The sequence below is a fragment of the Variovorax sp. 3319 genome, assembly GCF_031456585.1.
GTDB classification, from domain to species: Bacteria; Pseudomonadota; Gammaproteobacteria; order Burkholderiales; family Burkholderiaceae_C; genus Variovorax; species Variovorax paradoxus_P.
Genome location: NZ_JAVDUZ010000002.1, coordinates 291,057 through 315,701 on the forward strand (window position 1 = coordinate 291,057; position 24,645 = coordinate 315,701).

Here is a 24,645-nt window from a genome sequence, read left to right on the forward strand (position 1 = left end):
ACCGCGTCAAAAAAAACAGATGCAGATCCGGATCAAATCACCAGTGCAGATAAAGTCCCGGCATGAAAGCAGCCCCGCGATGAAGCGCTACGAAGCCCTTGCCGCCGACATCGAGGCGTCGATTCGCCAAGGCACGCTGAAGACCGGCGACCGCCTGCCTTCGGTGCGGCATACGGGCGAGAGCCGGGGCGTGAGCGCGTCTACCGTGTTCCAGGCGTACTACCTGCTCGAGGCGCGCGGATTGGTGCGCGCCCGCGACCGTTCGGGCTACTACGTCACCGCTGGCGGGCTGCGCGACGCCCCGCCCGAGGCCAATCTCACCTCGCGCCCCGCCGAAGGGCCCACATCGCTCGACGTGAGCGGCCACGTATTCGACATTCTCGAGGCCAGCATGTCGCGCAAGGTGGTGCCCTTCGGTTCGGCGTTTCCGAGCCCGCTGCTTTTTCCGCTTGCGCGCCTCGGCCAGTTCATGGCCGCGAGCGCCAAGTCGCTCGACCCCTGGAGCACCGTGGACGACCTCACGCCTGGCAGCGCGGCGCTGCGCCGGCAGATCGCGCTGCGCTACCTGGGCGACGGCATGCAGGTGCCGGCCGATGAGATCGTTGTGACCAACGGCGCGCTGGAGGCGCTCAATCTGTGCCTTGCGGCGGTCACGCGGCCGGGCGATTCGGTGATTGTCGAATCGCCCACCTTCTATGCGGCACTGCAGGCGCTGGAGCGCATGGGCCTGCGCGCAATCGAGGTGCCGACGCATCCCGGCGAAGGCATCGACCTCGAGGCGCTGGAGCTTGCAATCGCGGCGCACCAGCCCAAGGCCTGCTGGTTGATGACCACCTTTCAGAACCCACTCGGCAGCCTCATGCCCGACGCGAAGAAGAAGGCGCTGGTCGAACTGCTGGCACGGCATGCACTGCCGCTGATCGAAGACGACGTGTACGCCGAACTTTATTTCGGCGACCGCCGCCCGCCGCCGGCCAAGGCCTTCGACACTCAAGGCCTCGTGCTGCATTGCTCTTCATTCTCGAAGTGCCTGGCGCCGGGATATCGCATCGGATGGGCATCGGCAGGGCGCTTCGCGCGGTCCGTGGCGCGGCTGAAGCTGACCACCACGCTCAGCACTTCAGTGCCCGCGCAACTCGCGCTGGCAAGCTACCTGGAGAAGGGCGGCCTGGACAAGCACCTGCGCAAGCTGCGCCAAACCCTGGCCGTGCAGCAGGCGAGTTTTGCGCAAGCCGTGGGCCATTACTTTCCGGCGGGTACGCGTGCCACGCGGCCGCTTGGCGGGTACTTCATGTGGGTCGAGTTGCCGGTGCACGTGAATGCGCTCGACATCCACCGCCGGGCCCTGGAACTCGGAATCAGCGTTGCGCCGGGCCCGATCTTTTCGGCCACTCGAGGCTTCTCCCATTGCCTTCGGTTGAACTACGGGCATGCATGGGACGGCCAAGCCGAAAAGGCGATGCAGACACTGGGGCATCTGGTCGCCGAGGCAGCGGCCGGTAGCCCCGGGGGCGAGAAAATCGCTTTGTGACGCTCGATCTTTTTTCCGACGCAGAGCTGCCGCGCCGCAACGAGGCCATCGGCCCGGGCGCATGGGTGCTGCGTGGTTTCGCGCTGCCCTTCGTGGACGAACTTCTGGCCGCATTGAACGAGGTCGAACAGCGCGCCGCCTTCCGGCATCTGGTGACGCCGGGCGGCCTCACCATGTCGGTGGCAATGACCAACTGCGGCCGTCTCGGCTGGATATCGGACCGGCGCGGCTACCGCTACGGCGAGCTCGATCCCGAAACCGGCCGGCCATGGCCGCCCATGCCCGCGGTGTTCGAGCGCCTGGCGCAGGCGGCCGCGGCTGAAGCGGGGTACCAAGGCTTTGCGCCGGACGCTTGCCTGGTCAACCGCTACGAGCCCGGCACCCGGCTGTCGCTGCACCAGGACAAGGATGAGCGCGACTACGGCGCGCCCATCGTCTCGGTTTCGCTCGGCATGCCGGCCACATTTCTTTTTGGCGGGCTTGCGCGCGGCGACAAGGCCGTTCGCATTCCGCTCGAGCATGGCGACGTCGTTGTGTGGGGCGGGCCGGACAGGCTGCGCTATCACGGCGTGTTGCCGCTCGCAGACAGGCCGCACGCGCTGCTGGGCAGCCGCCGCATCAACCTCACTTTTCGGAAGGCTGGCTGAGCCGGGCGGCACTACATTCCGACCAAGTCAAACGGATGACTTGTCCCGCTTTTCTGTGCACAACTCTGTGGGTTGTCTGAGGACCCGGGCCGCCGGAGCAAGCATTGGCGCGGGTTTGCACCACATTGCCCGCTGAACGGGCACCGGGCCCGGCGGTGGAAAAAACAGGGCCGAAAAGAGCGCTATCCGCGAGGGCGCGGAAAACAAAAAAGCCTTGCAAGTCGTTGACTTGCAAGGCTTTTAATGATGTTGGTGGCTCTTCACGGATTCGAACCGCGGACCTGTGGATTATGATTCCATCGCTCTAACCGACTGAGCTAAAGAGCCGTTCGGCGCAGTTTTGTGCCGAGCCCAAGATTATAGCGCAGGCTGCGGGGCTTCAATCAAGGCCCGGCGCGCCCAAGAGGTGTCTTTTTTGCAAGGCCCAACCCCGAAGCCGCCTGCCGCCCGTACAAGCCCGGGTGAGAATCCTCCGATGTCAGCGCTCCCCCGCGCCCCTTCCGCCAAAGCCGCCACCGAGCGCGACGCCATGCCCGACGATCAGTTGATGCTGGCCTACGCGCGCGGTGACGGCGCCGCGTTCGATGTGCTCTATGCGCGGCACGAAGGCGGGCTGTTCCGCTTCGTCAAGCGGCTGCTGGGCGCGCGGCTCGCTGCGCAGGCCGACGAAGTGTTCCAGGACACCTGGGTGCGCATCATTTCCGCGCGCGAGAGCTTTTCGCCGCAAGGCGCCGCGTGGCGCACCTGGGCCTTCACCATTGCGCACAACTTGGCCATGGACCGGCTGCGCGTGAGCGGACGTGAAGTGGCGCTCGACTCCCACCCGGACGACGGCGACGAAGCCGTGCCTACACTGGATCGGGGATTGCGCGGCGCAGCCGATGCGGCGGCGCATCCTTCAGCCGAGGAACTCGCGTTCTGGCGCGCCGCCGGGCGCAGGCTGCTGGCCTGCCTCGACGAACTGCCGCCCGAGCAGCGCGCCGCATTCCTGCTGCACCACGAAGATGGGCTGACGGTCGAGGCGCTCGCTGCCAGCCTGGAGATCGGATTCGAGACCGTGCGCAGCCGCCTTCGCTATGGGCTGCAAAAACTGCGTGGCTGCATGGAACGCTACCTGGCGGTACTGGAGCAGCGCGCATGAACACCGGCGGCAAAAACGGCGGCGGTCTCGGCAGCGACGATGGTGCTTTGCATGACCCGGTGTTGCGTCGCGCCTTGGACCATGCGCCGGACAGCGGTGCCATGCCCGATGCACGCACCCGGGATGCGATCAGGAAGATGGCACACAACCTGGCGCCCGTTTCCAGTGGGGCGCCGGCATCCGAAGACAGGCGCGCCACGCCGTGGTGGCAGCGCCTGTTCGGTGGAGGAGAAGCGCCTTCCCGCATGCCGTGGAATGCGGCCTTTGCGACCGTGCTCGTGGCCACATTCGTGACCGTGCTTTGGTACCGCGAACCGGTGCCCGATGCGCGGCTCGATGGCGAGGCGCAGGTTGGCGGTGCTGCCGCACCCGCACCGCAGGAACCGGCACCCGTCCAGCCAGTTCCGCAGGCAACGGAACCTGCGCGCGATACGGCGAATGAGGAGTTGGCCCGAAGCCGGGCCGATGCTTTGCGCCGGCCCGCGCCGGCACCCTCCGGCAAGCAGGCCGCGACCGCGCCGGACGTTGAACGGAAGACATCGAAGGCGCCGTCGGCACCCGTAGTCGCCGCGTCGCCAGCCGCACCGGCACCGGCACCGGCACCGGCACCGGCACCCGCACCGGCACCGGCACCGGCACCGGCACCGGAGCCTGCCGCCGTGCCACCCCCGCCGCCGGCCCCTGCCGCTGCGGCAGCGAAGGCAATGCCCGCACCGGCGATTGCGGAGCAATCCGCAGCCGAGCCGAGGGCATTCCCACGCACCGAAGATCGAAGCACGGCGGCGCCCGTGGCCGCAGCAGCTCCGCCGCCGATGCAGCGCGAGCGGGCGGAGAGTGCGCCGCCTGCGTTGTCCGCACAGCGAAGTGCCAATGCCGGCCCTTCCGGCGCTTTGCGCCCGGTGCCTGCTCCGAACGCAGCCACTGAAGCCGGGGCCGCAAGTCCGCAGGGCGGTACGTTGCCGTTTTCGGCGCTGGACAACTGGACGTCCCTCAACTACGTGCGCGCCGGGCAAGCTGTGCGCCATGCGCGTGGGGACGTCGAAGGACTGGCCGCGTCGGTGAACACGGTGGCGCGTTCGGCAACGCTTACCGGCAGCGACTTGGCCGCCCCGGTCGAAGCGCGCCTGGAGCTCTACAGCGGCACAGCGCTGCTGGCCGTGCTCGAGATTGCGGGTGACCAGGTGCGATGGACGCCGCAGTCGGGCGGGCGTCCCTCGGTGGGCACGCCACCGGCATCGGCGCTCGCTGCGCTGCGGGCGCTGCTCACGCGGCAATAGCAGGCGCGAGCGAGAGCGCCTCAGCGTCTGCCGTCAGGCGTTCTTGAAATCGGGCTGGCGCTTGTTGAGGAAGGCGTCCATGCCTTCCTTCTGGTCCGCCGTGGCAAACAGCGCGTGGAACAGCCGGCGCTCGAACATCACGCCGTCGGACAAGCCGCTTTCGAAAGCGCGGTTGACCGATTCCTTGGCCGCCATTACTGCGATCTGCGAGTAGCCGGCAATGACCAGTGCGGCGCCCAGCGCCTCGTCGGCCAGCTTTTCGTAGGGCACCACGCGGCTCACGAGTCCCGCGCGCTCGGCTTCGGCCGCGTCCATCATGCGGGCGGTGAGCGCCATGTCCATGGCCTTGCTCTTGCCCACTGCGCGCGGCAGGCGCTGCGTGCCGCCCGCGCCCGGGATCACGCCGATCTTGATCTCGGGCTGGCCGAACTTGGCGTTGTCAGCCGCAATGATGAAGTCGCACATCATCGCGAGCTCGCAGCCGCCGCCAAGCGCAAAGCCGCTCACGGCCGCAATGACCGGCTTGCGGATCGAGCGGATGGTCTCCCAGTTGCGCGTGATGTAGTCGCCCTTGTAAGTGTCGATAAAGCTGTATTTGGCCATTGCGGCGATGTCGGCACCGGCCGCAAAGGCGCGTTCGCTGCCCGTCACGATGATGCAGCCGATGGCATCGTCGGCATCGAAGGCCTTGAGCGCCTGGCCCAGCTCGGTCATCAGCGCGTCGTTCAGCGCATTCAGCGCCTTGGGACGGTTGAGGGTGATGATGCCGACCTTGCCTGCTTCGGTCCGCACTTCGATGTTTTCGTAGCTCATGGTGTCTCCGGGAGAAAGAAAATGCCTCGCTTCACTATACCCAGCATCAGGCGCAGGCGCCTGTGCGGCCACACTGGGCAACACTTACTAAAGAATTTGAGCGTCTGTCGTTCAGCGCCGCGCTGGCGCGAGCCAGGCCGTCACTTTGGCCGCGTCGTGCAGGAACAGCCGCCAGGTGGTGGCACCTTCCGGCCGCACGAGCGGTAGCCTCAGCAGCTTGCGGTCGCGTGCCACCAGCGCGGTAAAGCGCGTGGCATCGCCCAGATAAAGTGCCAGGTCTTCGAGCTTGGCAATGCGCCAGGCCTGCGCGGGCCGTTGCAGCCCCTTCTTGCCGACGGCCGGCAGCTCGATGCCGATCCATTCGTCGTTCGCCGAGAAGCCCGCCTTTTCAGCTGCGCCGCCGCGTAGCACCACCTTGACCTGAACGCTGCCGTTGGCTTCGGCCACACGCAGGCCCAGCGCCTGCGCCGGCTGCGACGGGTCTTCGAGTGCGGCCACGCCATGCGCGCGCAGCAAGTCCGAAAGCGGCAGCTCGTCGGTGGAATGCACCCACTGCGCAATTTCCGCCGCAAAGGAGCGGCCGCCCACGGATTCGAGCGCAGCGGCCATGTCGGCCTCGCTGATCGGACCGCCACCGCTTTGCACCCACAGGTGGCGCATCACGTCGTCGAGCGTGCCCTTGCCTTCACGCCGCAGCGTGAGGTCGAAGCACAGCGCCACCAGCGCGCCCTTGGTGTAGTAGCTGACGGTGCTGTTGGGCGTTTGCTCGTCCTGCCGGTAGTACTTGATCCAGGCGTCGAAGCTCGCGTCGGCCACCGGCTGGACCAGCCGCCCGGGTGTCTGCAGCACCTGGTTGATGGTCTTGTTGAGCAGGCGCAGGTAACCCGCGTCATCGATGCGGCCCGCGCGGCGCAGCAGCAGGTCGTCGTAGTAGCTGGTAAAGCCCTCGAAGAACCAGAGCAGCTGCGTGTAGTTTTCGCGGCCGTAGTCGTAGTGCGCGAATTCCGCCGGGCGCATGCGCTTGACGTTCCAGGTGTGGAAGTACTCGTGGCTGATGAGCCCCATCAGCGTTGTGTAGCCCTCGGGCTGCTTCTTTGCGTTGCGCTGCGGCAGGTCGCGCCGGTTGCAGATGAGCGCGGTGGAATGCCGGTGCTCGAGCCCGCCGTAGCCGTCGTCCACGGCATTGAGCATGAACACGTAGCGGTCGATGGGCAGCTTGGGTCCACCGCGCTTGCCCGCCTTTTCGCCATGCCAGAAGCGGATTTCGGCTTCGCAGATGGCTTGCGTATCGGCGATCAGCCGCTCGCCGTCGAACGAAGCCGCGGCACCCGCGATCACGAAGCGATGCGGCACACCGCAGGCTTCGAACTCGGCGCTCCAGAACGCGCCCATTTCGACGGGGCTGTCGGCCAGCTCGTCGTAGCCCGCTGCCAGGTAGCTGCCGAATCCGTGCTTGTCGGTCTTCGACGGAACAAGGGCGGTGGCGCACGACCAGCGCGCGTTTTCAGGCGGCAGCGCAGGCGCAACAATATCCAGCGCATGCGGCGCATCGGTGTGGCCCTCGACCCGCAGGCACAGGCTGGTGCCGTTGAAGAAACCGCGTTCGGCGTCGAGCCAGGCGGTGCGCACCGAGTTGTCATAGGCGCACACCTGGTAATGCAGCACCAGCGGCTGCCCCGGCACGCAATCGATCTGCCAGCTGCACTTGTCGACCTGCGTCAGCACGGGCTTGCGGCGGCCTTGCACGGCGCGCAGGCCTTGCAGGTTCTTGGCGAACTCGCGCACCAGGTAGCTGCCCGGAATCCACACCGGCAGCGTCACGCGCTGCTGCGCCGCAGGCGCTTCGATGGTCAGGATCACCGCGAAGAGGTGCGCGTGCAGGTCGGCGCATTCGATACGGTAGCGCACGGCGGCGGCGGCCGGCGCAGCAGATGCCGCGCGCCGGGAAACTGTCGGCGTGCCCATCAGTTGGAAGAAGCGGTGAGTTGCTTTTCGACCTGCTCCGCCGGAATGGCGCCCGGCGTGCGGGTGCCATCGGCAAAGATCAGCGTGGGCGTGCCGGTGATGTTGTACTTGCGGCCGAACTCCACGTTGCGCTGCAGCGCGGTCACGTCGCAGCTGCTTGCCGCCGTGGTGGGCTTGGCGTTGGTTTCCATCCAGTCGCCCCAGGCCTTGCCCTTGTCCTTGCTGCACCAGATGTCACGCGACTTGGTGGCCGAGTCGGGGCCAAGAACCGGATAGAGAAACAGGTAGACGGTCACGTTGTCGACCGTCTTCATGTCTTTTTCGAAGCGCTTGCAGTAGCCGCAGTTCGGGTCTTCGAACACCGCGAGCTTGCGCTTGCCGGTGCCGCGCACGATCTTGATCGCGTCTTTCACGGGCAGCTTGTCGAACGAAACCTGGCTGAGCTTCTCGATGCGCTCCTCGGTGAGGTTCTTGCGCGCATTCACGTCGATGAGGTTGCCCTGCAGCAGGTAGTTGCCCTGCTCGTCGGTGTAGTAGATCTGGAACCCGTTCACGCGCACTTCATAAAGGCCCGGCAGCGGAGACTTGGTGACCTCGTCGATGGCGGGGAACTGCGGAATGCGGGCCGGAAGGTTCTTGCGAATCTCGGCTTCGCCGGCAAGGGCTGTAACGGCCGCACCCAGCGTGCAGGCGGCGAGAAGAAGGTGGCGTGCGAGTTTCATTGAAAGTCCGGTCGATGGATTCATGCCCTCAAGCCCATCGCCTGGTTGGCGATCCAATGCTTGAGGAGGCGCGTGCGGTCGAAGCCGCGCATGCCCCAGTTGCGCAGCGTGGGCAAGGGGCCTGCGCTGTGCGAAAAAAGTTGCTGCAGGCCATCGGTGGCAAGGCTCATCTGCAGCACGTCGGCGCGGCGGGCGCGTTCGTAGCGGCGCAGCAGGCGCGCATCGCCAACGCTGCGCCAGTAGTCTCGCTGCTTGATCACCTCGGCCAGCATGGCCGCATCGGCCAAGCCGAGATTGAGGCCCTGGCCCGCGAGCGGGTGCACGGTATGGGCGGCATCGCCGGCCAGTGCCCAGGTATGCGCAGCAGAAGCGGAAGCACCTTGTGCCTGTCCGGGCATGGCGCCGGTCCAGCGGTCGGCAATGGCGCGCGCCAGCGGCCAGGCGGCGCGCTCGCTCGTGAGTTGCAGCGCGCCCAGCGCGCCGTGGCTGGCCTCGCTCACGGCTGCGTTGAATTCTTCGGCGCCCTGCGCAAGCAGCGCAGGCGCACGCAACTGGTCGACCGACCACACCAGCGCGAGCGAACGGCCGTGCACGCCGCCCATCGGCAACAGCGCCAGTATCTCGCCCTTGTCGTTGAACCACTGGCGCGCCACGCCGTCGTGCGGCTCCACCGCTTCGAGCCGCGCTGCAATTGCATGCTGGGGATAGCGCGTTACCGCGTAGGTCACGCCGAGCGCTTCGCGCGTTGTGCTGGCCTTGCCTTCGCACACCACCGTGAGCGCAGCCGGCACCGGTTCGGCCACCACCTCGACCTGGGGCTGAAAGCGAACCGCGTCCGCCAGTTGCTTTTCGAGCGCCGGCACATCGACGATCCAGGCCAGCGCCTCGACCTTCTGCCGCACTGCGTTGAACTGCACGCTGCCGCCCTCGTCGCCGTTCACGAGCATTTCGCGCACCGGCGTGGCATGGGCCGCGTCGGGCCAAGCGCGCAGCGATTCGAGCAGCTTCCTGGATGCGGTGTTGAGCGCGTAGGCCCGAATGTCTTCCTTGCCGGCTGCGGCGGGCGGAACCACCAGCGCAACGCGCACGCGCTCGCGCGCAAGCAACAGGGCCAACGTACGGCCGACGATGCCGGCACCGCGTATGCAAACTTCAGGGGGGAGGGCCATCGGCTCATTGTAAGAACTATGCCCAGCCCCGGGGTTCGCCGGAAATGCCCGATGCGGGACAATCTCGGCCGAATTCCAAGGAACCCCACGTGCCACAGTCCGCTTTCGATCTTCAAGCCACCATTGCGCGCCTGTTCGTCTATCCAGTCAAATCGTGCGCGGGCGTCGAGCTCCCGGAGGCGCTGCTCACCGAAACCGGCCTCGAATTCGACCGCGCCTGGATGGTGGTCGATGCGGATGGCGAGTTCGTCACCCAGCGGCAGCTGCCGCGCATGGCGCTCATCAAGCCGCAGATGAAGCAGATGGAAGCGGTGTTGCGGGCGCCGGGCATGCTGGCCCTGCATCTCGCGTTCGACAAGGTCGAAAAGCCGGTGCGCGTGCGCGTCTGGAAAGACGAAGTCGCCGCCTATGACATGGGCGACATCGCCGCGCAATGGTTCAGCGACTTTCTTTCCGAACCGGGCAAGCCGCAGAAGCTGCGCCTGGTGCGCTTCGATCCGGAGCACAAGCGCCTGTCGAGCCTGGATTGGACGGACGGCGTCGAGGCGACGAACCAGTTTGCCGACGGCTACCCGCTGCTGGTGGCAAGCGAGGGCTCGCTGGCCGAACTCAACGAGCGGCTGGCCGCCGCGGGGCACGGCGCCGTCGGCATCGAACGCTTCCGGCCCAACATCGTGCTGGCCGGTATCGAGTCGCACGACGAAGACCGCGTCGACGCGCTGCACATTGAAACGGCTGAAGGCGAAGCCGAACTGAAGCCTGTGAAGCCCTGCACGCGCTGCCCGATTCCGGACATCGACCCGGCCACGGCCATCAGCAGCCCCGAGGTGGGCGACATGCTGCGCACCTACCGGGCGGACGCGCGCGTCGACGGGCGCATTACCTTCGGCATGAACTGCATCGTGCTGCAGGGTGTGGAGCACATGCTCAAGGTGGGGCAGGCCGTGGGTGCGAACTACCGGTTCGAATAGACAGCCGGGGCTTCTCGTTTTTTTCCGTTGCCCCCTGCAAGGGGTCAGCCAAATGCGACGCCGGCGATCAGCATGATGTTGGCGTAGGGCGTGCATTCGCCGGTGCGCACGATGGCGCGGGCCTTTGCGCTGCGGCGCTTGAACTCTTCGTGCGACACGGTTTGCGGCGCTATGCCGAGCGATTCCGGATACCAGGCGGGCAAGGCCTTGGTGCCGTTCAGGGCCTCGTCCGCCACCACCACGCTCTCGACCTGCATTTCTGAAAGAACGGCTTGAAGCACGTCGGTGAGCAGCGGCACGCCGCGCGTCACCGCGAGGTCGATGCGCCGCGGGCCGTCCGGAATCGGCAGGCCCGCATCGCCGATCACCAGCATGTCGCCATGGCCGAGGGAGGCGATGACCTGGGACAGTTCGGAATTGAGAAGAGCGGTACGTTTCACAGCGCGGTCCAGTCAGGGGGCATGGGGCTCTGCAGCACGGCATTGCGCTGCGGAATGGAAGGCTGGGCGCCCGGCTGCTGAATGCACAGCGCGGCCGCGCGAATGCCCAGGCGCACGGCTTCGTCGAACGACTGGCCTTCGCCCAGCGCAATCGCCAGCGCACCCAGGAAGGTGTCTCCCGCCGCGGTGGTGTCTATCGCCTGCACCTTGGGTGCGGGATGGTGGCGGGCTCCTTCGGCATCGATGGCCACCGCGCCACGCGCGCCGAGCGTCACGACCACGCGCTGGACGCCCTTGGCACGCAAGGCCTGGCCGGCCTGCGCTGCTTCCTGGGGGCTATCGGCCGCTTGCCCACAGAGTGCCCGGGCTTCGATTTCGTTGACGACCAGCGTGTCGATGAGCGGCCACAGCGGCTCGGCAATGGGCTGCACCGGCGACGGGTTGAGCAGCACCTTGCAGCCCGCATCGTGTGCCACCGTGATGGCATGGGCTACCTGGTGCATCGGTGTCTCGAACTGCGCCACCAGAAACGCCGCGCCTTGCAGCTGCTGCCGCAGCGCTGGCTCGTCGATCTCGACCTTTGCGTTGGCGCCGGGAATCATCACGATGCGGTTCTGGCCGCTGTCTTCCACCAGGATCAGCGCCGTGCCGGTGGGCTCCGCGCCGTCTGTGCGCAGCGCGGCGGTGTCGATGCCGTCTTGCATGAGCGCTGTGCGCAACGCCTGGCCATGCGCGTCGTTGCCGACGCAGCCGATCATGCCGACCCTGCCTCCTTCGCGTGCGCAGCTCACGGCCTGGTTGGCGCCCTTGCCGCCGGGAATATGGGCGATTGAACGGCCCAGCAGGGTTTCGCCCGCAGACGGCGCCTGCGGCACGCGCAGCACAATGTCCATGTTCAGGCTGCCGAGCACCACGATGCGCGGTTGCTGCTGCGCAGCGCTGGAAGAAGAAGGCGTCGAACTCACGGGGCGCGGGACTTTCGTTTTTCCATTGAAGAAGAAGCGGGAGCAGCAGCAGAGGGGGCGGCCGCCTCGCGGAAGCTCGCATGCCGCGCCGTCGAGGCGCGCACGCGCAGCTCCGGCTGCAGCACCACCTTGCGCGCGTCGCGCCGCTTGCCGCCGACGCGCTCCAGAAGCATGTCGACCGCCAGTGCGCCAATGCGCTCCTTGGGCTGCGCCACGGTGGTGAGCGGAGGGCTGGTGTAGGCCGACAGTTCGATGTCGTCGAAGCCGACGATCGATAGGTCGTCGGGCACGCGCACGCCGCTTTCATGCGCCGCACGCAAGGCACCGATTGCCATCAGGTCGTTGCACACAAACACCGCCGAAGGCGCCTGCTCGGTGCGCAAGATGGCATGCATTGCCTCGTAGCCGCCCTGGCTCGTGAAGCCGCCGCGCCACAGCAACGCGTCTGCATTGGCAATGTCGGGTGTGGCGCCGTTTTCGGCCAACGCCATGCGCCAGCCCTCGATGCGCTGTTCGCTGGGCATCACGCCGACCGGGCCGCCAATGCAGGCAATGCGCTTGTGTCCGAGCGAGAGCAGGTGCCGCACCGCAAGCAGGCCGCCTTGCATATGCGCGGTTTCCACCAGGTCGCAGGCGGGGTCGGCAATTTCGCGGTCGACCAGCACGGTTGGAATGCGCAGGCCGTGCAGCTGGGTGACCAGCGAATCGTCGTCGCCGGCGCCCGTCGACACCACGATCAGCCCGTCGATGCGGCGCTCGGCCAGCACCTGCAGGTACACGCTCTGGCGGCGGGGCTCGTCGTCGGTGTTGCACAGCACCAGTGTGTAGCCGGCGCCAAAGCAGCGGTCTTCCACGATGCGCACGATCTCGGCAAAGTACGGGTTCGAGCTGTTCGGAATCAGCATGCCGAGCGTCGACGTGGTGTTGCTCTTCAGGCTGCGCGCCATTGCATTGGGCACATAGCCCAGTTCGCGGATGGCCTCTTCCACGCGCTCGCGCCCCTTGGCGCTCACATGCCGCGTGTCGTTGACCACATGCGAGACGGTGGTAACCGAAACCCCTGCCCTCAGCGCAACGTCCTTGATGGTGGCCATGGCGTGTTCCTTTATTTGAAGCGTCAGGCCAGGCGGCGATCGGCCCGGCGCTGGCGCAAGGTGTCGATGATCACCGCAACCACGATCACCGCCCCGGTGATGATGCGCTTGCTAGGCTCGCTGGCGCCCACCTGCGCGAGCCCGGCTTCAAGCACCGCGATGATGAGCACGCCGAAGAAGGTGTTGACCACCGAGCCGCGTCCGCCCATGAGGCTGGTGCCGCCGATGACCACAGCCGCGATCACCTGCAGTTCGATGCCGACGCCGGCATTGGGGTCGGCCGCCTCGAGCCGTGCCGACTGCATCAAGCCCGCGAGCCCGGCCAGGAGGCCGGTGGCGGCAAATACGATGATTCGAATGGGCCGCGGGTCGATGCCCGCCAGCCGCATGGCTTCTTCATTGGTACCGATGCCCACCACGTGCCGGCCGAACACCGTGCGCGTGAGCACCAGCTGGCCGACGGCCACCAGCACCACCGCCAGCACAAAGGCCGCGGAAATGCCGCCGACCCACGGTGCGGCAAGGCCGGAGATCGCGTCGCCTACATATTGCGTGCGCGAATCGGTCACCAGGTAGGCGCCGCCGCGCACCGCTTCGAGCATGCCCAATGAAACGATGAAGCTCGGCAGCCGCCAGGCGACGGAAACCGCGCCCGTTACCGTGCCGCATACCAGCCCGGTTGCAAGGCCCAGCGCGGCAGCCACGGGCACCGAAAGCTTCCACTGGAGAATGGCCGCAGCCGTGACTGCGGCGCTCAGTGCAAGCACCGATCCCACCGAAAGATCGATGCCCGCGATGATCAGCACGAAGGTCATGCCGACGGCCATCACAGCCAGCGCCGGAATTTCGTTGGCAATGGAAATGAAGGTTTCGCGGGTAAGGAAATACTCGCTCAGCGAACCGAAGAGCACGACCATGCCCACGAGCACGACGGTGAGGCCGAGATAGGTGCCCAGCTGGCCCTTGAGGGCGGAGGGCTGGGTGGAGGTGGCGGCGGCTGAGTTCATGGTGTCTCGGCTGGGGCTGTTTGGGCCGGGTTCGAATCGGAAACGACGGATGCTGCCGTCGGGCTCGTCGCAGTGGTGGCACGTCCTGCCGCGTCGCTGAATGCGGCGGCGAGCAGCGACTGTTCGCTCCATTGGCCGCGCTCGAACACGGCAACCAGCCGGCCGGCGCTCATCACGCCGATGCGGTCGCACATGGCCATCAGTTCGCGCAGGTCGCTCGACACCATCAAGAGCGCCTTGCCGGCCTCGGTCATGCGGTCGAGTTCGGCATACAGGTCGGCGCGCGCACCCACATCCACGCCGCGCGTGGGCTCGTCGAGCAGCAACACCTTGCATTCGCGGTGCAGCCAGCGCGCGAACACCACCTTTTGCTGGTTGCCGCCGCTCAGCGTGGCAACGGGTTGTTCGATGCTGCGCGAGCGAATGCGCAGCAGTTCGACGAGCCGCCTGGCAATGCCGCGCTCCTTGGCGCGTTGCAGCCAGCCGGCGTGCGAAATGGCGCCCAGGTCGCTCAGCGTGGCGTTGACGCGAATCGGCTGCGTGAGCAGCAGACCTTGCGACTTGCGGTCTTCGGTCACCAGGCCGATGCCCGCGCGAATGGCCTGCATCGGCGAGCGCCAGCCCTTGGGAGCGCGCTGCACCGGCTGCGTGCTGGCAATGCCGTCGTAGAGAAGAATTTCGCCGCGATCGGCACGGTCCGCGCCGAACAGCAGCCGCACGAGTTCGGTCCGGCCCGAGCCGACCAGGCCCGCCAGGCCCATGACTTCGCCTGCATGCAGGTCGATGTCCACGTCCTTCACAACCTGGGCACGGCCAATGCCTCTTGCACTCAGCAAAACCGGGCCTGCCATGCGGCGGTCGCGGCCTTCGTGCTCGTGCACCGCGCGGCCCACCATGCGCTGCACCAGTTCGGATTCGCGCACGCCGGCCATGGGGCGCACGTCCACCAGGCGGCCGTCGCGCAGCACCGCCACGCGGTCTGCAATGCGCTGGAGTTCTTCGAGCCGATGCGACACATAGACGATGGCCACGCCGCGCGCCTTCAGCAGTTCGATCTGCTCGAAGAGGTGCGACGTTTCGCGCGGTGTGAGCATGGCGGTGGGCTCGTCGAGCACCAGCACGCGCGTGTCGTCCTGCAGGTTGCGGGCAATCTCGACCATCTGCTGCTGGCCGATGCCGAGCCGCGCCACGGGTGTGGCCGGGTCGATGTTCTGCATGCCGATTTTTGCGAGCTGCTGCGCGGCCAGCTCGTGCAGCTTGCCGCGGCGGATCCAGCCCGTCTGGTTGGGCAACCGGTCGAGCAGCAGGTTTTCCGCCACGGACAGCGTGTTGACCAGCCCCAGCTCCTGCATGACCATGCGCACGCCCTGGCGCTCGGCATCGCGGCGCGATGCGGGCTGGAACGGCGCCCCGTTCAGCAGCATCTGGCCGCGCGTCGGCTGCACCAGGCCACAGACGATTTTCGACAGCGTGCTTTTGCCCGCGCCGTTCTCACCCGTGAGCGCAAGCACCTCGCCGGCATTCAGCTCCAGCGAAACGTCGTCGAGCACCGGCGCCGCGTAGTCTTTGCCGAGCGTGCTCAACGAGAGCACGGGCGCGGCAAGACCTGTATTCATGGCGGCGGCGGATGCGTTCAACGGCGGCTCTTCTTGTTGTACTTACTTGGACGAAGACTTGGTGACCAGCACCACGTCAGTCTTCACTTCAGCCGGCATGCTCGACTGCGGCTTTTTCTCGGCCAGGGCCTTGAGCGCGGTCTCGATGCCGAACACCGCCTGCTTGGCCGCGAACTGGTCGGCGGTGGCAAGCACGCGGCCGTCCTGCAGCATCGGCTTGATGGCGCCGATGTTGTCGTAGCCCACCACCAGCACCTTGCCGGTCTTGCCGGCGGCCTTGACTGCCGCCACGGCGCCGAGCGCCATGCTGTCGTTGCCCGCCAGCAGCGCCTTCAGGTCGGGATGCTCACGCATCATGCCGGCGGCCACCGTGTTGCCCTTGTCGATTTCCCACTGGCCCGACTGCACGCCCACCACCGTCACGCCGGCGGCCTTCATGGCGTCCTGGTAGCCGAGGGTGCGCTGCTGTGCATTGAAGGTGGTCGACACGCCCTCGATGATGCCGACCTTGTCGCCGGACTTCAGGCTCTTGGCAAGTTCGTCGCCGACCAGCTTGGCGCCAGCGCGGTTGTCGGGGCCGACGAAGGGCACCTGAATGCCCTTTTCCTTCAGCGCGGCGGCATCGAACTGGTTGTCGATGTTCACCACCAGGATGCCCCGGTCGATGGCGGCCTTGACCACCGGCACCAGTGCCTTCGAATCGGCCGGCGCGATGACCAGTGCGTTGATCTTCTGCGCCATCATCTGCTCGACCATCTTGATCTGGGCGGCCGTGTCGGTCTCGTCCTTGATGCCGTTGGCCACCAGCGTGTATTGCGAGGCGTTGGCTTTCTGGTGCGCCTTGGCACCGTCTTCCATGGTGCGGAAGAATTCGTTGGCCAGCGACTTCATGACCAGCGCCACCTTGGGCTTTTCCTGGGCGAGGGCGGGCGTGGCGGCAAAGGCGCCCAGCAACGTCAGAGCGGCTGCGCTTTGCAGCGTACGGCGGGTGAACTTCATGGTGATGTGTCTCCTGAGGTGATTGAGCGGGCGCCGGTCTTGGCCGGGGGCTCCGATGTTAACCAACGAAAACGTTTGCGCAAACGTTTGCTTCTTGGGTTTAACCCTGAGCAATTTGAGCTGTCTCGCACACTCCGCAAACGGTGGCCGAGCCGGCTCGCCTAAAATCCTGGGTTACCCAGAGGACCCCCCATGAGTTTGCAATGCGGCATCGTCGGCCTGCCCAACGTCGGTAAATCCACCCTTTTCAATGCGTTGACCAAAGCCGGTATCGCAGCGGAAAACTATCCGTTCTGCACCATCGAGCCCAACGTGGGTGTGGTGGAAGTGCCCGATCCGCGGCTGGCGCAGCTCAGCGAGATCGTCAAGCCCGAGCGCGTGGTGCCCGCCATCGTCGAGTTTGTCGACATTGCCGGCCTGGTGGCCGGTGCCAGCACGGGCGAGGGCCTGGGCAACAAGTTTCTTGCGCACATCCGCGAGACCGACGCCACGGTGAACGTGGTGCGCTGCTTCGACGACGAGAACGTGATCCACGTGGCCGGCAAGGTCGACCCGATCTCGGACATCGAAGTGATCCAGACCGAACTCTGCCTGGCCGACCTGGCCACTGTCGAGAAGGCTCTGCACCGCCACACCAAGGTGGCGCGTTCGGGCGACAAGGACGCGCAGAAGCTCGTCGGCCTGCTCGAGCGTTGCCAGGCCGCGCTGAACGAGAACACGCCGGTGCGCGCGCTCGAGTTCACGAAGGAAGAACAGCCGCTGGTGAAGTCTTTCACGCTGATCACCGCTAAGCCGGCGATGTTCGTCGGCAACGTGGCCGAGGACGGCTTCGAGAACAACCCCTACCTCGATCGCCTGCGCGAGTACGCGGCAAAGCAGGGCGCACCCGTGGTCGCCATCTGCGCCAAGATCGAAGCCGACCTGGCCGAGATGGACGACGAAGACAAGAAGATGTTCCTCGCCGAAATCGGCCAGGAAGAGCCGGGCCTCAACCGCCTGATTCGCGCCGCCTTCAAGCTGCTGGGCCTTCAGACGTACTTCACCGCGGGCGTGAAGGAAGTGCGCGCCTGGACCATCCACATCGGCGACACCGGCCCGCAGGCCGCCGGAGTGATTCACGGCGACTTCGAAAAGGGTTACATCCGCGCGCAAACCATCGCGTTCGAGGACTACATCGCCTACAAGGGTGAACAGGGCGCCAAGGACGCGGGCAAGATGCGTTCGGAAGGCAAGGAATACGTCGTCAAGGACGGCGACGTGATGAACTTCCTCTTCAGCTCGTAAAGCTCGCCACGTGCTCACCGTCCATCACCTGAACAACTCGCGCTCGCAGCGCGTGCTGTGGCTCCTCGAAGAACTCGGGCTGCCTTACGAGATCGTTCACTACCAGCGCGATCCGAAGACCATGTTGGCGCCCGCTTCGCTGCGTGCCGTTCATCCGCTGGGCAAGTCGCCGGTAGTCACAACGGACGACGGGCTCACGCTTGCGGAATCGGGCGCGATCATCGAGACGGTGATCGAGCGTTATGGCAACGGCCGGTTGGCACCGGCTGCGGGCACACCCGAGGCGCTGCGCTATCGCTACTGGCTGCACTTTGCGGAGGGCACGGCCATGTCGCCGCTGCTGCTGAAGCTGGTGTTCGACAAGATCGAGCGCAGCAAGATGCCTTTCTTCGTGAAGCCGATTGCAAAGATGATTTCGGGCAAGGCCAAGGCGGCCATCATCATGCCCAACATCGAGAGCCACCTGAACTTCATGGAAGCCGAGCTTGGCAAGAGCGAATGGTTTGCCGGCAATGAATTCACGGGTGCCGACATCCAGATGAGCTTTCCGGTCGAAGCTTCGCAAGCGCGCGGCGGCCTCGATGCAAAGCGCCCGCGCCTCATGGCTTACCTGGAGCGCATCTATGCCCGTCCGGCCTACCGGCGCGCGCTGGAACGCGGCGGCCCCTACGATCTGTTGAACTGAGCGCGCTGCGCCGGGCGCGCGCCGGGGCTACCCCGGAAAGATGTGAAGCAGCGCCACGGTCATGCACACGTAGCGCAGGAATTTGCCGATGACCATGTAGCCAAGGCATGGCCAGAACGGCAGCTTGAGCCAACCCGCCACGGCGCAGAGCGGGTCGCCAACAATCGGGAGCCAGCTCAAGAGGCATGCCTTCGGGCCAAGCCGCTCGAGCCAGCTCAATACGCGCACATGATGTTTCGAGTGCGAGTATTTGTCTGCCACCTTGTGTGCGCCGTAGCCTATCCACCAGTCGACGGCACCGCCCAGCGTGTTGCCCACGGTGGCCACCAGAATGGCAGGCCAGAACATTTCGGGATTGAGCTTGAGCAGGCCGAAAAGAATCGGCTCCGAACCCACGGGCAACAGCGTGGCCGATACAAAGGCCGCTATGAACAGCGTGGAGAGGCCGTATTGCGGAAGCGCAAGTAGCGCCAGAAGAGCGTCGAGCCAGGCTTGCATAAGGTGAAATGAGTCGACGCAGTATAGGTAGCCCGGTTGCTTGAACAGGTCGGAGAAAGCGCCGAGGAGCGCGGGTTTCATTCCCCTACCCAAAGCGCAAATCGTTTCATTCCCCGAAATCGCGCGTGGCTACAATCGTGCCTCATTTTTCAGCAGCCGGACTCGCGACGCTATCTCCTCCATGACCTTGCAGATCGGCACTCACACGCTGGAAAACCGCCTGTTCGCCGCGCCGATGGCCGGCGTGACGGACCGGCCTTTTCGCATGCTGTGCCGCCAGCTTGGCGCGGGCTATGCGGTAAGCGAGATGGTGACCTCGCGCAAAGACCTCTGGAACACGCTCAAGACATCGCGCCGCGCCAATCATGACGGCGAGCCCGGCCCCATCGCGGTGCAGATCGCCGGCACCGATGCGGCCATGATGGCCGAGGCCACGGTCTACAACATCGAGCGTGGCGCGCAGATCATCGACATCAACATGGGCTGCCCGGCCAAGAAGGTCTGCAACAAGTGGGCGGGTTCGGCGCTGATGCGCGACGAGCCGCTGGCGCGCGAGATCGTGCAGGCCGTGGTGGACGCAGCCCACCCCTTCAACGTGCCGGTCACGCTCAAGATGCGCACCGGCTGGAGCGAAGAGCACCGCAACGCGGTAAGGCTGGCGCGCGACTTCGAGTCGGCCGGCGTGCAGATGCTCACCGTGCATGGCCGTACGCGCGAGCAGGGCTACAAGGGCAACGCCGAGTACGACACCATTGCCGCTGTGAAAGCTGCGGTGCGCATTCCCGTGGTGGCCAACGGCGACATCAATTCGCCGGAGAAGGCGCGCGACGTGCTCGCGGCCACCGGGGCCGACGCGGTGATGATCGGCCGTGCCGCGCAAGGCCGACCATGGATTTTTCGTGAGATTTCTCACTTTCTCGCGACGGGTACGCATCTTGCGCCGCCGCTGGTCATTGAGGTTCGCCGCTTGCTGCTCGATCATCTGGTGGAGCACTACGCGCTCTACGGCGAATTCAGCGGCGTGCGCACGGCGCGCAAGCACATCGGCTGGTATGTGCGTACGCTTGCGGACGGCGAAGCCTTCCGCGCGCAAATGAACACCATCGAAGATTCCGCCGCGCAGCTGCGTGCGGTCGGCGATTATTTCGACGGGTTGGCGGACCGCATGGACCGCATGCCCGTGTACCAGGCGGCCGAAGAGCTGTCCGGTGAAGAGGAGGCGGCCTGCGCCGCTGATTGAGAGAGAAGAAGAGAAGAAAAGCATGAGCAAGAAACACATCGAGGACTGCGTTCGCACCAGTCTGGACAGCTACTTTCGCGATTTGCGCGGCACCGAACCCGACGGCATGTACGAGATGCTCGTGCGCGTGGTCGAGAAGCCCTTGCTCGATGTCGTGATGACGCGCGCCGAAGGCAACCAGTCGAAGGCTGCGCAATGGTTGGGCCTGAATCGCAACACGCTTCGCAAGAAGCTGGTTGAACACAAACTTTTGAAATAACTACACGGCATATTCCATGGCCCAGACCGCACTCATCTCCGTTTCCGACAAAACCGGCATCCTTGAATTTGCCCAGGCACTGCATGGCCTTGGCATCAAGCTCTTGTCCACCGGCGGCACTGCCAAGCTGCTGGCCGATGCCGGCCTGCCCGTGACCGAAGTGGCCGACCACACCGGCTTTCCTGAAATGCTCGACGGCCGCGTGAAGACGCTGCACCCCAAGATCCACGGTGGCCTGCTGGCGCGCCGCGACTTGCCCGCGCACGTGGCTGCCATCAAGGAACACGGCATCGACACCATCGACCTGCTGGTGGTCAATCTCTATCCGTTCGAAGCCACAGTGGCCAAGGCCGGCTGCACGCTCGAAGACGCGATCGAGAACATCGACATTGGCGGCCCAGCCATGGTGCGCAGCGCCGCCAAGAACTGGAAGGACGTGGGCGTGCTGACCGACGCCTCGCAGTACCCGGTGGCACTGGCTGAACTCCAGGCCGCCGGCAAGCTCAGCGACAAAACCAAGTTCGCGTTCTCGGTGGCCGCGTTCAACCGCATTGCCGATTACGACGGCGCCATCAGCGACTATCTTTCGGCCATCGACTTCGAGGCCAGCATCGGCCAGCCTTCGCCGGCGCGCTCGTTGTTCCCGGCGCAAAGCAACGGGCGCTTCGTGAAAGTGCAAGACCTGCGCTACGGCGAGAACCCGCACCAGCAGGCCGCGTTCTACCGCGACCTGTACCCCGCGCCAGGCTCGCTCGTATCGGCCAGGCAGCTGCAGGGCAAGGAGCTCAGCTACAACAACATCGCCGATGCCGACGCTGCCTGGGAATGCGTGAAGAGCTTCGACGCGCCGGCCTGCGTGATCGTCAAGCACGCCAACCCCTGCGGCGTGGCCGTGGGCAAGGACTCGCTCGAGGCCTACAGCAAGGCCTTCAAGACAGATCCGACATCGGCCTTCGGCGGCATCATCGCCTTCAACCGCCCGGTGGACCTTGCCACTGCGCAGGCCGTCAACAAGCAGTTCGTCGAAGTGCTGATGGCGCCCGGCTACACGCCCGAGGCGCTCGAAGTGTTCCAGGCGACCAAGGCCAAGCTCAACGTGCGCGTGCTCGAGATCGCATTGCCCAAGGGCGGCGCGACCGACTGGGACAACGGCCGCAACGCGATGGACGTCAAGCGGGTCGGCTCGGGCCTCTTGATCCAGACCGCGGACAACCACGAGCTCGCGGCCAGCGATCTCAAGGTGGTCAGCAAGAAGCAGCCGACGCCCGAGCAACTGCAAGACCTGCTGTTCGCATGGAAGGTGGCCAAGTACGTGAAGAGCAACGCCATCGTGTTCTGCGCCGGCGGCATGACCATGGGCGTGGGCGCCGGCCAGATGAGCCGCCTCGATTCGGCGCGCATCGCGAGCATCAAGGCCGAGCATGCGGGCCTGTCGCTCAAAGACACCGCGGTGGCAAGCGATGCGTTCTTCCCGTTCCGCGACGGCCTCGACGTGGTGGTCGACGCCGGTGCGAGCTGCGTCATCCAGCCCGGCGGTTCGATGCGCGACCAGGAAGTGATCGACGCCGCTGACGAGCGCGGCGTGGTCATGGTGCTTTCGGGCGTGCGCCACTTCCGCCACTGAGCACCAACCGCCCATCGCCCGCCTGGGCGAAGGCCGGACTGCCTGCCAGCGTTTTGCTGGCGGCAGCCCGGCTTTTTTCTTGGCTGGACGCTCGGCTTAAAGGGGCTGCGACGCCTTGAAGATCTGCCTTGCCGCTTCGATGGTGGCGGCAATGTCGTCGTCGCTGTGCGCAGCGCTCACAAAGCCCGCTTCGTAGAGCGCCGGCGCGATGTACACGCCGCGGTCGAGCAGGCCATGGAACAGCGCATTGAACTTTGCGTTGTCCGTTGTCATCACGGTGGCGTAGTTCTGCGGCAGTTCGTTCATGAGAAAGAAGCCGAACATGCCGCCTTCGCTATCGGCGTTGAAGGCCTGGCCTTCTGCTGCGGCGGCCGCTTTCAGGCCGGCGACCAGCGACTGGGTTTTTTTCGACAGCGCTTCATAGAAGCCGGGCTTTGCAATTTCCTTCAGCGTAGCGAGTCCGCAGGCCGTGGCCACGGGGTTGCCCGAAAGCGTCCCAGCCTGGTAGACCGGGCCTAGCGGTGCAAGCTGCTCCATGATGGCGCGCGGGCCGCCGAAAGCCGCCAGCGGCATGCCTCCGCCAATGACCTTGCCGAGCACCGTGAGGTCGGGCGTGATGCCCAGCACGCCTTGTGCGCCGTGCAGGCCCACGCGAAAGCCGGTCATCACTTCGTCGAACACCAGCAGCGCGCCGTGCTGCGTGCATAGGTCGCGGCAGCGCTTTGCAAATTCGGGCGTGGCGCGCACGAAGTTCATGTTGCCGGCAATCGCCTCGATCATGAGGCAGGCAATGTCGTTGCCGTGCAGCGCAAAGGCTTCTTCGAGCTGGGCGATGTTGTTGTACTCGAGCACCAGCGTGTGCTGCGTGACCTCGGGCGGCACGCCGGCCGAGGTGGGGTGGCCGAAGGTGGCGAGGCCCGAGCCGGCCTTGACCAGCAGCGCGTCGGCGTGGCCGTGGTAGCAGCCCTCGAACTTGATGATGTGCTTGCGGCCGGTGGCGCCGCGGGCCAGGCGCAGCGCGCTCATGGCGGCTTCGGTGCCCGAGCTCACAAGGCGCACCATCTCCATTGACGGCACCAACGCGAGGATGGCTTCGGCCAGCTCGATTTCGCGTTCGGTGGGCGCTCCGTACGAAAAGCCTTCCAGCACGGCCTTTTGTACCGCCTCGACGACGGCCGGATGGCCGTGGCCCAGGATCATGGGGCCCCACGATCCGATGTAGTCGATGTAGCGCTTGTCGTTGGCGTCCCAGAAGTAGGCGCCTTCGGCACGGCGGATGAAGCGCGGCGTGCCGCCCACGGCCTTGAATGCGCGCACGGGCGAATTGACGCCGCCGGGAATGACCGCGCGTGCGCGGTCGAAAAGAATGTCGTTTTGGTCAGCGTTTGGCATCAATGTCTGGTGTCGTGAGGGGGGAGGGCAAAGTCTGGTGGTGCGTCGGGGTCTTCGCCGTCGTCTTCGTCGTCTTCAGGTTCGGCCCAGAACAGGCGGTCGGGGAGCACGTGGCCCATGCCGGGCCTGAAACCCGCGTCGAGGCAGCGGTCCATGTAGGCGAGGGCTTCGGTGGTGGCGGCCACCAGGTCGGTGCCGCTCGCGAGCAACGCGGCCAGCGCGGCCGAAAGAGTGTCGCCGGCGCCGGCAAAGACGGCTTCGAGCCGCTCGTACTTTTCGCTAGCGAGCACTGACTGCGGAGAGGCCAGCACGTTGTCGATGAACTGGTCGGGCAGGACCATGCCGGTTACCAGTGTGTAGGGCACGCCAAACTCCCCGGCAGCCTTGGCGATGTCGCGTGCGCCGGGCGGACGGTCGCCGCTCCAGTCGGGAAGCAGCCATCGCCAGAGCGTACTGTGGTTTCCAACCAACACTGTGGCCTGCGGCAAAAGTAACTCCCGAAAAGCGTCCAGATAGGGCTCGATCAGGTTCTCGTCCCACCAGGAAAGGTTGGGCATATAGGCCACCAGCGGCACGTCGGGGTAGTCGGACGCGGTCTCGGCAATGGTGCTCAGGGTGTCCGGGCTGCCGACAAAACCGACCTTGATGAGCTGGACTTCCACATCCTCCAGGATGGCGCGCGCCTGCTCGGCCACGGCCTCTTCGTCGAAGGCGAAATGGTCGAATATCTCAGCCGTGTCGCGGGCGTAGGCGCCTGTAACCACAGGAAGCATGTGTGCGCCCACCGACGCCATTGCGAGGGCATCGGCGCCCAGGCCGCCGGCACCGCTCGGATCGCTGGCGTTGAAGACCAGCACGCACGGCGGATTCAGGTCGCGCTCGGCTACCTCTTCGGCGTCCGCCGAGGGGTCGTTAAGATCGCCCGGTTTACGGGCGTTGTCTGCTGGAAGTAAGTAAATGGTCATACGCCGGGCAAAATCCCCTGGATGGTGGCATAGGCGCGACGTTTACGGCCCGCCAGTGAGATACGCATAGATACACTCGTTGCATTTAATGAACAAGGACTTTAAGCTCCGATGAATACGAAAACTTGGATGTGCCTGATTTGTGGGTGGATCTATGACGAAGCGGTTGGTGTACCGGAAGACGGCATCGCAGCAGGCACGGCCTGGGCCGATGTTCCGATGAACTGGACCTGTCCTGAGTGCGGTGCGCGCAAGGAAGACTTCGAAATGGTTGAAATCTGAAGAGCATGGCATAGGGCTACGCGATTTGCGTCGATGTACGGCGCGGCGGGCATCCAAGT

General features: G+C 65.7%; 24 protein-coding genes and 1 tRNA gene. 11 read left to right on the top strand and 14 right to left on the bottom strand.

Annotated elements, in window-relative coordinates; translation table 11 throughout:
• Positions 1 to 79: 79 nt before the first annotated feature.
• Positions 80 to 1,531 (top strand): PLP-dependent aminotransferase family protein, encoded by a 1,452-nt coding sequence (locus tag J2X67_RS05695; RefSeq protein WP_309951290.1) that lies wholly within the window; start codon positions 80 to 82, stop codon positions 1,529 to 1,531.
• Entirely contained in the window at positions 1,528 to 2,178 is a 651-nt protein-coding gene (gene alkB, locus J2X67_RS05700; protein WP_309951292.1) for a DNA oxidative demethylase AlkB, read from the top strand. Before J2X67_RS05695 ends, alkB begins: the two co-directional genes overlap by 4 nt.
• 250 nt (positions 2,179 to 2,428) lie before the next feature.
• Here alkB and J2X67_RS05705 read toward each other — a convergent pair.
• Positions 2,429 to 2,505 (bottom strand) — tRNA-Met (locus tag J2X67_RS05705).
• Between the two features lie 148 nt (positions 2,506 to 2,653).
• Between J2X67_RS05705 and J2X67_RS05710 the strand changes: the two genes are divergently transcribed.
• A complete protein-coding gene (locus J2X67_RS05710; protein ID WP_309951294.1) occupies positions 2,654 to 3,319 on the top strand; it encodes a sigma-70 family RNA polymerase sigma factor in 666 nt (221 codons plus the stop codon).
• A complete protein-coding gene (locus J2X67_RS05715) occupies positions 3,316 to 4,596 on the top strand; it encodes a hypothetical protein (RefSeq protein WP_309951296.1) in 1,281 nt (426 codons plus the stop codon). Before J2X67_RS05710 ends, J2X67_RS05715 begins: the two co-directional genes overlap by 4 nt.
• A 33-nt stretch (positions 4,597 to 4,629) precedes the next feature.
• On the opposite strand, the gene J2X67_RS05720 is transcribed toward J2X67_RS05715, so the two are convergent.
• The 4 genes from J2X67_RS05720 to J2X67_RS05735 all read right to left on the bottom strand — a co-directional run bounded on the left by J2X67_RS05720 (position 4,630) and on the right by J2X67_RS05735 (position 9,265).
• Entirely contained in the window at positions 4,630 to 5,409 is a 780-nt protein-coding gene (locus J2X67_RS05720; protein WP_309951298.1) for an enoyl-CoA hydratase, read from the bottom strand.
• A 111-nt stretch (positions 5,410 to 5,520) separates the two neighbouring features.
• Positions 5,521 to 7,374, bottom strand: coding sequence for a peptidase M61 (locus J2X67_RS05725; protein WP_309951300.1), 1,854 nt, complete (start codon positions 7,372 to 7,374; stop codon positions 5,521 to 5,523).
• Positions 7,374 to 8,096 carry a DsbC family protein gene (locus J2X67_RS05730; RefSeq protein ID WP_309951301.1) on the bottom strand — a complete coding sequence of 241 codons (723 nt, stop codon included), beginning with the start codon at positions 8,094 to 8,096 and terminating at the stop codon, positions 7,374 to 7,376. The genes J2X67_RS05725 and J2X67_RS05730 overlap by 1 nt, the downstream gene beginning before the upstream one ends.
• A 20-nt stretch (positions 8,097 to 8,116) precedes the next feature.
• Positions 8,117 to 9,265 (bottom strand): FAD-dependent monooxygenase, encoded by a 1,149-nt coding sequence (locus J2X67_RS05735; RefSeq protein ID WP_309951302.1) that lies wholly within the window; start codon positions 9,263 to 9,265, stop codon positions 8,117 to 8,119.
• Between the two features lie 89 nt (positions 9,266 to 9,354).
• On the opposite strand from J2X67_RS05735, the gene J2X67_RS05740 reads away from it, so the two are divergent.
• Positions 9,355 to 10,236 (top strand): MOSC N-terminal beta barrel domain-containing protein, encoded by an 882-nt coding sequence (locus J2X67_RS05740; RefSeq protein WP_309951303.1) that lies wholly within the window; start codon positions 9,355 to 9,357, stop codon positions 10,234 to 10,236.
• 44 nt (positions 10,237 to 10,280) lie between these two features.
• Here the strand turns inward: J2X67_RS05740 and rbsD are convergent, their stop codons facing one another.
• Genes rbsD through J2X67_RS05770 form a run of 6 tightly spaced genes read right to left on the bottom strand, consistent with a single transcriptional unit; the run spans position 10,281 to position 16,357 of the window.
• The gene (gene rbsD / locus J2X67_RS05745) at positions 10,281 to 10,676 is read right to left on the bottom strand and encodes a D-ribose pyranase (RefSeq protein ID WP_309951304.1); all 396 of its coding nucleotides are present in this window, start codon (positions 10,674 to 10,676) and stop codon (positions 10,281 to 10,283) included.
• Positions 10,673 to 11,641, bottom strand: a complete 969-nt coding sequence (gene rbsK / locus J2X67_RS05750) for a ribokinase (RefSeq protein ID WP_309951306.1) — start codon at positions 11,639 to 11,641, stop codon at positions 10,673 to 10,675. Before rbsK ends, rbsD begins: the two co-directional genes overlap by 4 nt.
• Entirely contained in the window at positions 11,638 to 12,735 is a 1,098-nt protein-coding gene (locus J2X67_RS05755) for a LacI family DNA-binding transcriptional regulator (RefSeq protein WP_309951307.1), read from the bottom strand. The genes rbsK and J2X67_RS05755 overlap by 4 nt, the downstream gene beginning before the upstream one ends.
• Positions 12,736 to 12,758: 23 nt before the next feature.
• A complete protein-coding gene (locus J2X67_RS05760; RefSeq protein WP_309951308.1) occupies positions 12,759 to 13,742 on the bottom strand; it encodes an ABC transporter permease in 984 nt (327 codons plus the stop codon).
• Positions 13,739 to 15,358, bottom strand: a complete 1,620-nt coding sequence (locus J2X67_RS05765; protein ID WP_309951814.1) for a sugar ABC transporter ATP-binding protein — start codon at positions 15,356 to 15,358, stop codon at positions 13,739 to 13,741. The genes J2X67_RS05760 and J2X67_RS05765 overlap by 4 nt, the downstream gene beginning before the upstream one ends.
• A gap of 42 nt (positions 15,359 to 15,400) precedes the next feature.
• Entirely contained in the window at positions 15,401 to 16,357 is a 957-nt protein-coding gene (locus tag J2X67_RS05770; protein WP_309951309.1) for a sugar ABC transporter substrate-binding protein, read from the bottom strand.
• A gap of 192 nt (positions 16,358 to 16,549) precedes the next feature.
• Here J2X67_RS05770 and ychF point away from each other — a divergent pair, with 192 nt between their 5' ends.
• Together ychF and J2X67_RS05780 are read left to right on the top strand one after the other, a co-directional pair.
• Positions 16,550 to 17,641 (top strand): redox-regulated ATPase YchF, encoded by a 1,092-nt coding sequence (gene ychF, locus J2X67_RS05775; RefSeq protein WP_157615968.1) that lies wholly within the window; start codon positions 16,550 to 16,552, stop codon positions 17,639 to 17,641.
• Between the two features lie 10 nt (positions 17,642 to 17,651).
• Positions 17,652 to 18,326 (top strand): glutathione S-transferase, encoded by a 675-nt coding sequence (locus tag J2X67_RS05780; RefSeq protein ID WP_309951312.1) that lies wholly within the window; start codon positions 17,652 to 17,654, stop codon positions 18,324 to 18,326.
• Between the two features lie 27 nt (positions 18,327 to 18,353).
• Here the strand turns inward: J2X67_RS05780 and J2X67_RS05785 are convergent, their stop codons facing one another.
• Positions 18,354 to 18,824: a YqaA family protein gene (locus J2X67_RS05785; protein WP_309951815.1), complete on the bottom strand. Its 471-nt coding sequence runs from the start codon at positions 18,822 to 18,824 to the stop codon at positions 18,354 to 18,356.
• A 181-nt stretch (positions 18,825 to 19,005) separates the two neighbouring features.
• Here J2X67_RS05785 and dusB point away from each other — a divergent pair, with 181 nt between their 5' ends.
• From dusB to purH, 3 genes are read left to right on the top strand one after another with little or no spacing between them, the layout of a single operon-like run.
• Complete coding sequence (gene dusB, locus J2X67_RS05790; protein WP_309951315.1) at positions 19,006 to 20,064, top strand: tRNA dihydrouridine synthase DusB; 1,059 nt, start codon at positions 19,006 to 19,008, stop codon at positions 20,062 to 20,064.
• 22 nt (positions 20,065 to 20,086) lie between these two features.
• Entirely contained in the window at positions 20,087 to 20,323 is a 237-nt protein-coding gene (locus J2X67_RS05795; RefSeq protein WP_007838304.1) for a Fis family transcriptional regulator, read from the top strand.
• 16 nt (positions 20,324 to 20,339) lie between these two features.
• Positions 20,340 to 21,947 carry a bifunctional phosphoribosylaminoimidazolecarboxamide formyltransferase/IMP cyclohydrolase gene (gene purH / locus J2X67_RS05800; RefSeq protein ID WP_309951317.1) on the top strand — a complete coding sequence of 536 codons (1,608 nt, stop codon included), beginning with the start codon at positions 20,340 to 20,342 and terminating at the stop codon, positions 21,945 to 21,947.
• A gap of 96 nt (positions 21,948 to 22,043) precedes the next feature.
• Here the strand turns inward: purH and hemL are convergent, their stop codons facing one another.
• Together hemL and J2X67_RS05810 are read right to left on the bottom strand one after the other, a co-directional pair.
• Positions 22,044 to 23,339, bottom strand: coding sequence for a glutamate-1-semialdehyde 2,1-aminomutase (gene hemL, locus J2X67_RS05805; RefSeq protein WP_309951319.1), 1,296 nt, complete (start codon positions 23,337 to 23,339; stop codon positions 22,044 to 22,046).
• Positions 23,339 to 24,304, bottom strand: a complete 966-nt coding sequence (locus J2X67_RS05810) for a bifunctional hydroxymethylpyrimidine kinase/phosphomethylpyrimidine kinase (RefSeq protein ID WP_309951321.1) — start codon at positions 24,302 to 24,304, stop codon at positions 23,339 to 23,341. The genes hemL and J2X67_RS05810 overlap by 1 nt, the downstream gene beginning before the upstream one ends.
• 111 nt (positions 24,305 to 24,415) lie before the next feature.
• Between J2X67_RS05810 and J2X67_RS05815 the strand changes: the two genes are divergently transcribed.
• On the top strand, positions 24,416 to 24,586 hold the full coding sequence (locus J2X67_RS05815) for a rubredoxin (protein WP_007838397.1): 171 nt from the start codon (positions 24,416 to 24,418) through the stop codon (positions 24,584 to 24,586).
• Positions 24,587 to 24,645 lie beyond the last annotated feature (59 nt).

What these genes read in the sequence shown, in the direction of transcription:
- hemL (WP_309951319.1), bottom strand. Translation starts at nt 23,339, where the DNA reads ATGCCAAACGCTGACCAAAACGACATTCTTTTCGACCGCGCACGCGCG.
- purH (WP_309951317.1), top strand. Translation starts at nt 20,340, where the DNA reads ATGGCCCAGACCGCACTCATCTCCGTTTCCGACAAAACCGGCATCCTT.
- J2X67_RS05785 (WP_309951815.1), bottom strand. Translation starts at nt 18,824, where the DNA reads ATGCAAGCCTGGCTCGACGCTCTTCTGGCGCTACTTGCGCTTCCGCAA.
- J2X67_RS05770 (WP_309951309.1), bottom strand. Translation starts at nt 16,357, where the DNA reads ATGAAGTTCACCCGCCGTACGCTGCAAAGCGCAGCCGCTCTGACGTTG.
- J2X67_RS05760 (WP_309951308.1), bottom strand. Translation starts at nt 13,742, where the DNA reads ATGAACTCAGCCGCCGCCACCTCCACCCAGCCCTCCGCCCTCAAGGGC.
- J2X67_RS05695 (WP_309951290.1), top strand. Translation starts at nt 80, where the DNA reads ATGAAGCGCTACGAAGCCCTTGCCGCCGACATCGAGGCGTCGATTCGC.
- J2X67_RS05810 (WP_309951321.1), bottom strand. Translation starts at nt 24,304, where the DNA reads ATGACCATTTACTTACTTCCAGCAGACAACGCCCGTAAACCGGGCGAT.
- J2X67_RS05765 (WP_309951814.1), bottom strand. Translation starts at nt 15,358, where the DNA reads ATGAATACAGGTCTTGCCGCGCCCGTGCTCTCGTTGAGCACGCTCGGC.
- J2X67_RS05755 (WP_309951307.1), bottom strand. Translation starts at nt 12,735, where the DNA reads ATGGCCACCATCAAGGACGTTGCGCTGAGGGCAGGGGTTTCGGTTACC.
- J2X67_RS05815 (WP_007838397.1), top strand. Translation starts at nt 24,416, where the DNA reads ATGAATACGAAAACTTGGATGTGCCTGATTTGTGGGTGGATCTATGAC.
- J2X67_RS05715 (WP_309951296.1), top strand. Translation starts at nt 3,316, where the DNA reads ATGAACACCGGCGGCAAAAACGGCGGCGGTCTCGGCAGCGACGATGGT.
- J2X67_RS05725 (WP_309951300.1), bottom strand. Translation starts at nt 7,374, where the DNA reads ATGGGCACGCCGACAGTTTCCCGGCGCGCGGCATCTGCTGCGCCGGCC.
- J2X67_RS05795 (WP_007838304.1), top strand. Translation starts at nt 20,087, where the DNA reads ATGAGCAAGAAACACATCGAGGACTGCGTTCGCACCAGTCTGGACAGC.
- J2X67_RS05710 (WP_309951294.1), top strand. Translation starts at nt 2,654, where the DNA reads ATGTCAGCGCTCCCCCGCGCCCCTTCCGCCAAAGCCGCCACCGAGCGC.
- J2X67_RS05730 (WP_309951301.1), bottom strand. Translation starts at nt 8,096, where the DNA reads ATGAAACTCGCACGCCACCTTCTTCTCGCCGCCTGCACGCTGGGTGCG.
- ychF (WP_157615968.1), top strand. Translation starts at nt 16,550, where the DNA reads ATGAGTTTGCAATGCGGCATCGTCGGCCTGCCCAACGTCGGTAAATCC.
- J2X67_RS05720 (WP_309951298.1), bottom strand. Translation starts at nt 5,409, where the DNA reads ATGAGCTACGAAAACATCGAAGTGCGGACCGAAGCAGGCAAGGTCGGC.
- dusB (WP_309951315.1), top strand. Translation starts at nt 19,006, where the DNA reads ATGACCTTGCAGATCGGCACTCACACGCTGGAAAACCGCCTGTTCGCC.
- J2X67_RS05735 (WP_309951302.1), bottom strand. Translation starts at nt 9,265, where the DNA reads ATGGCCCTCCCCCCTGAAGTTTGCATACGCGGTGCCGGCATCGTCGGC.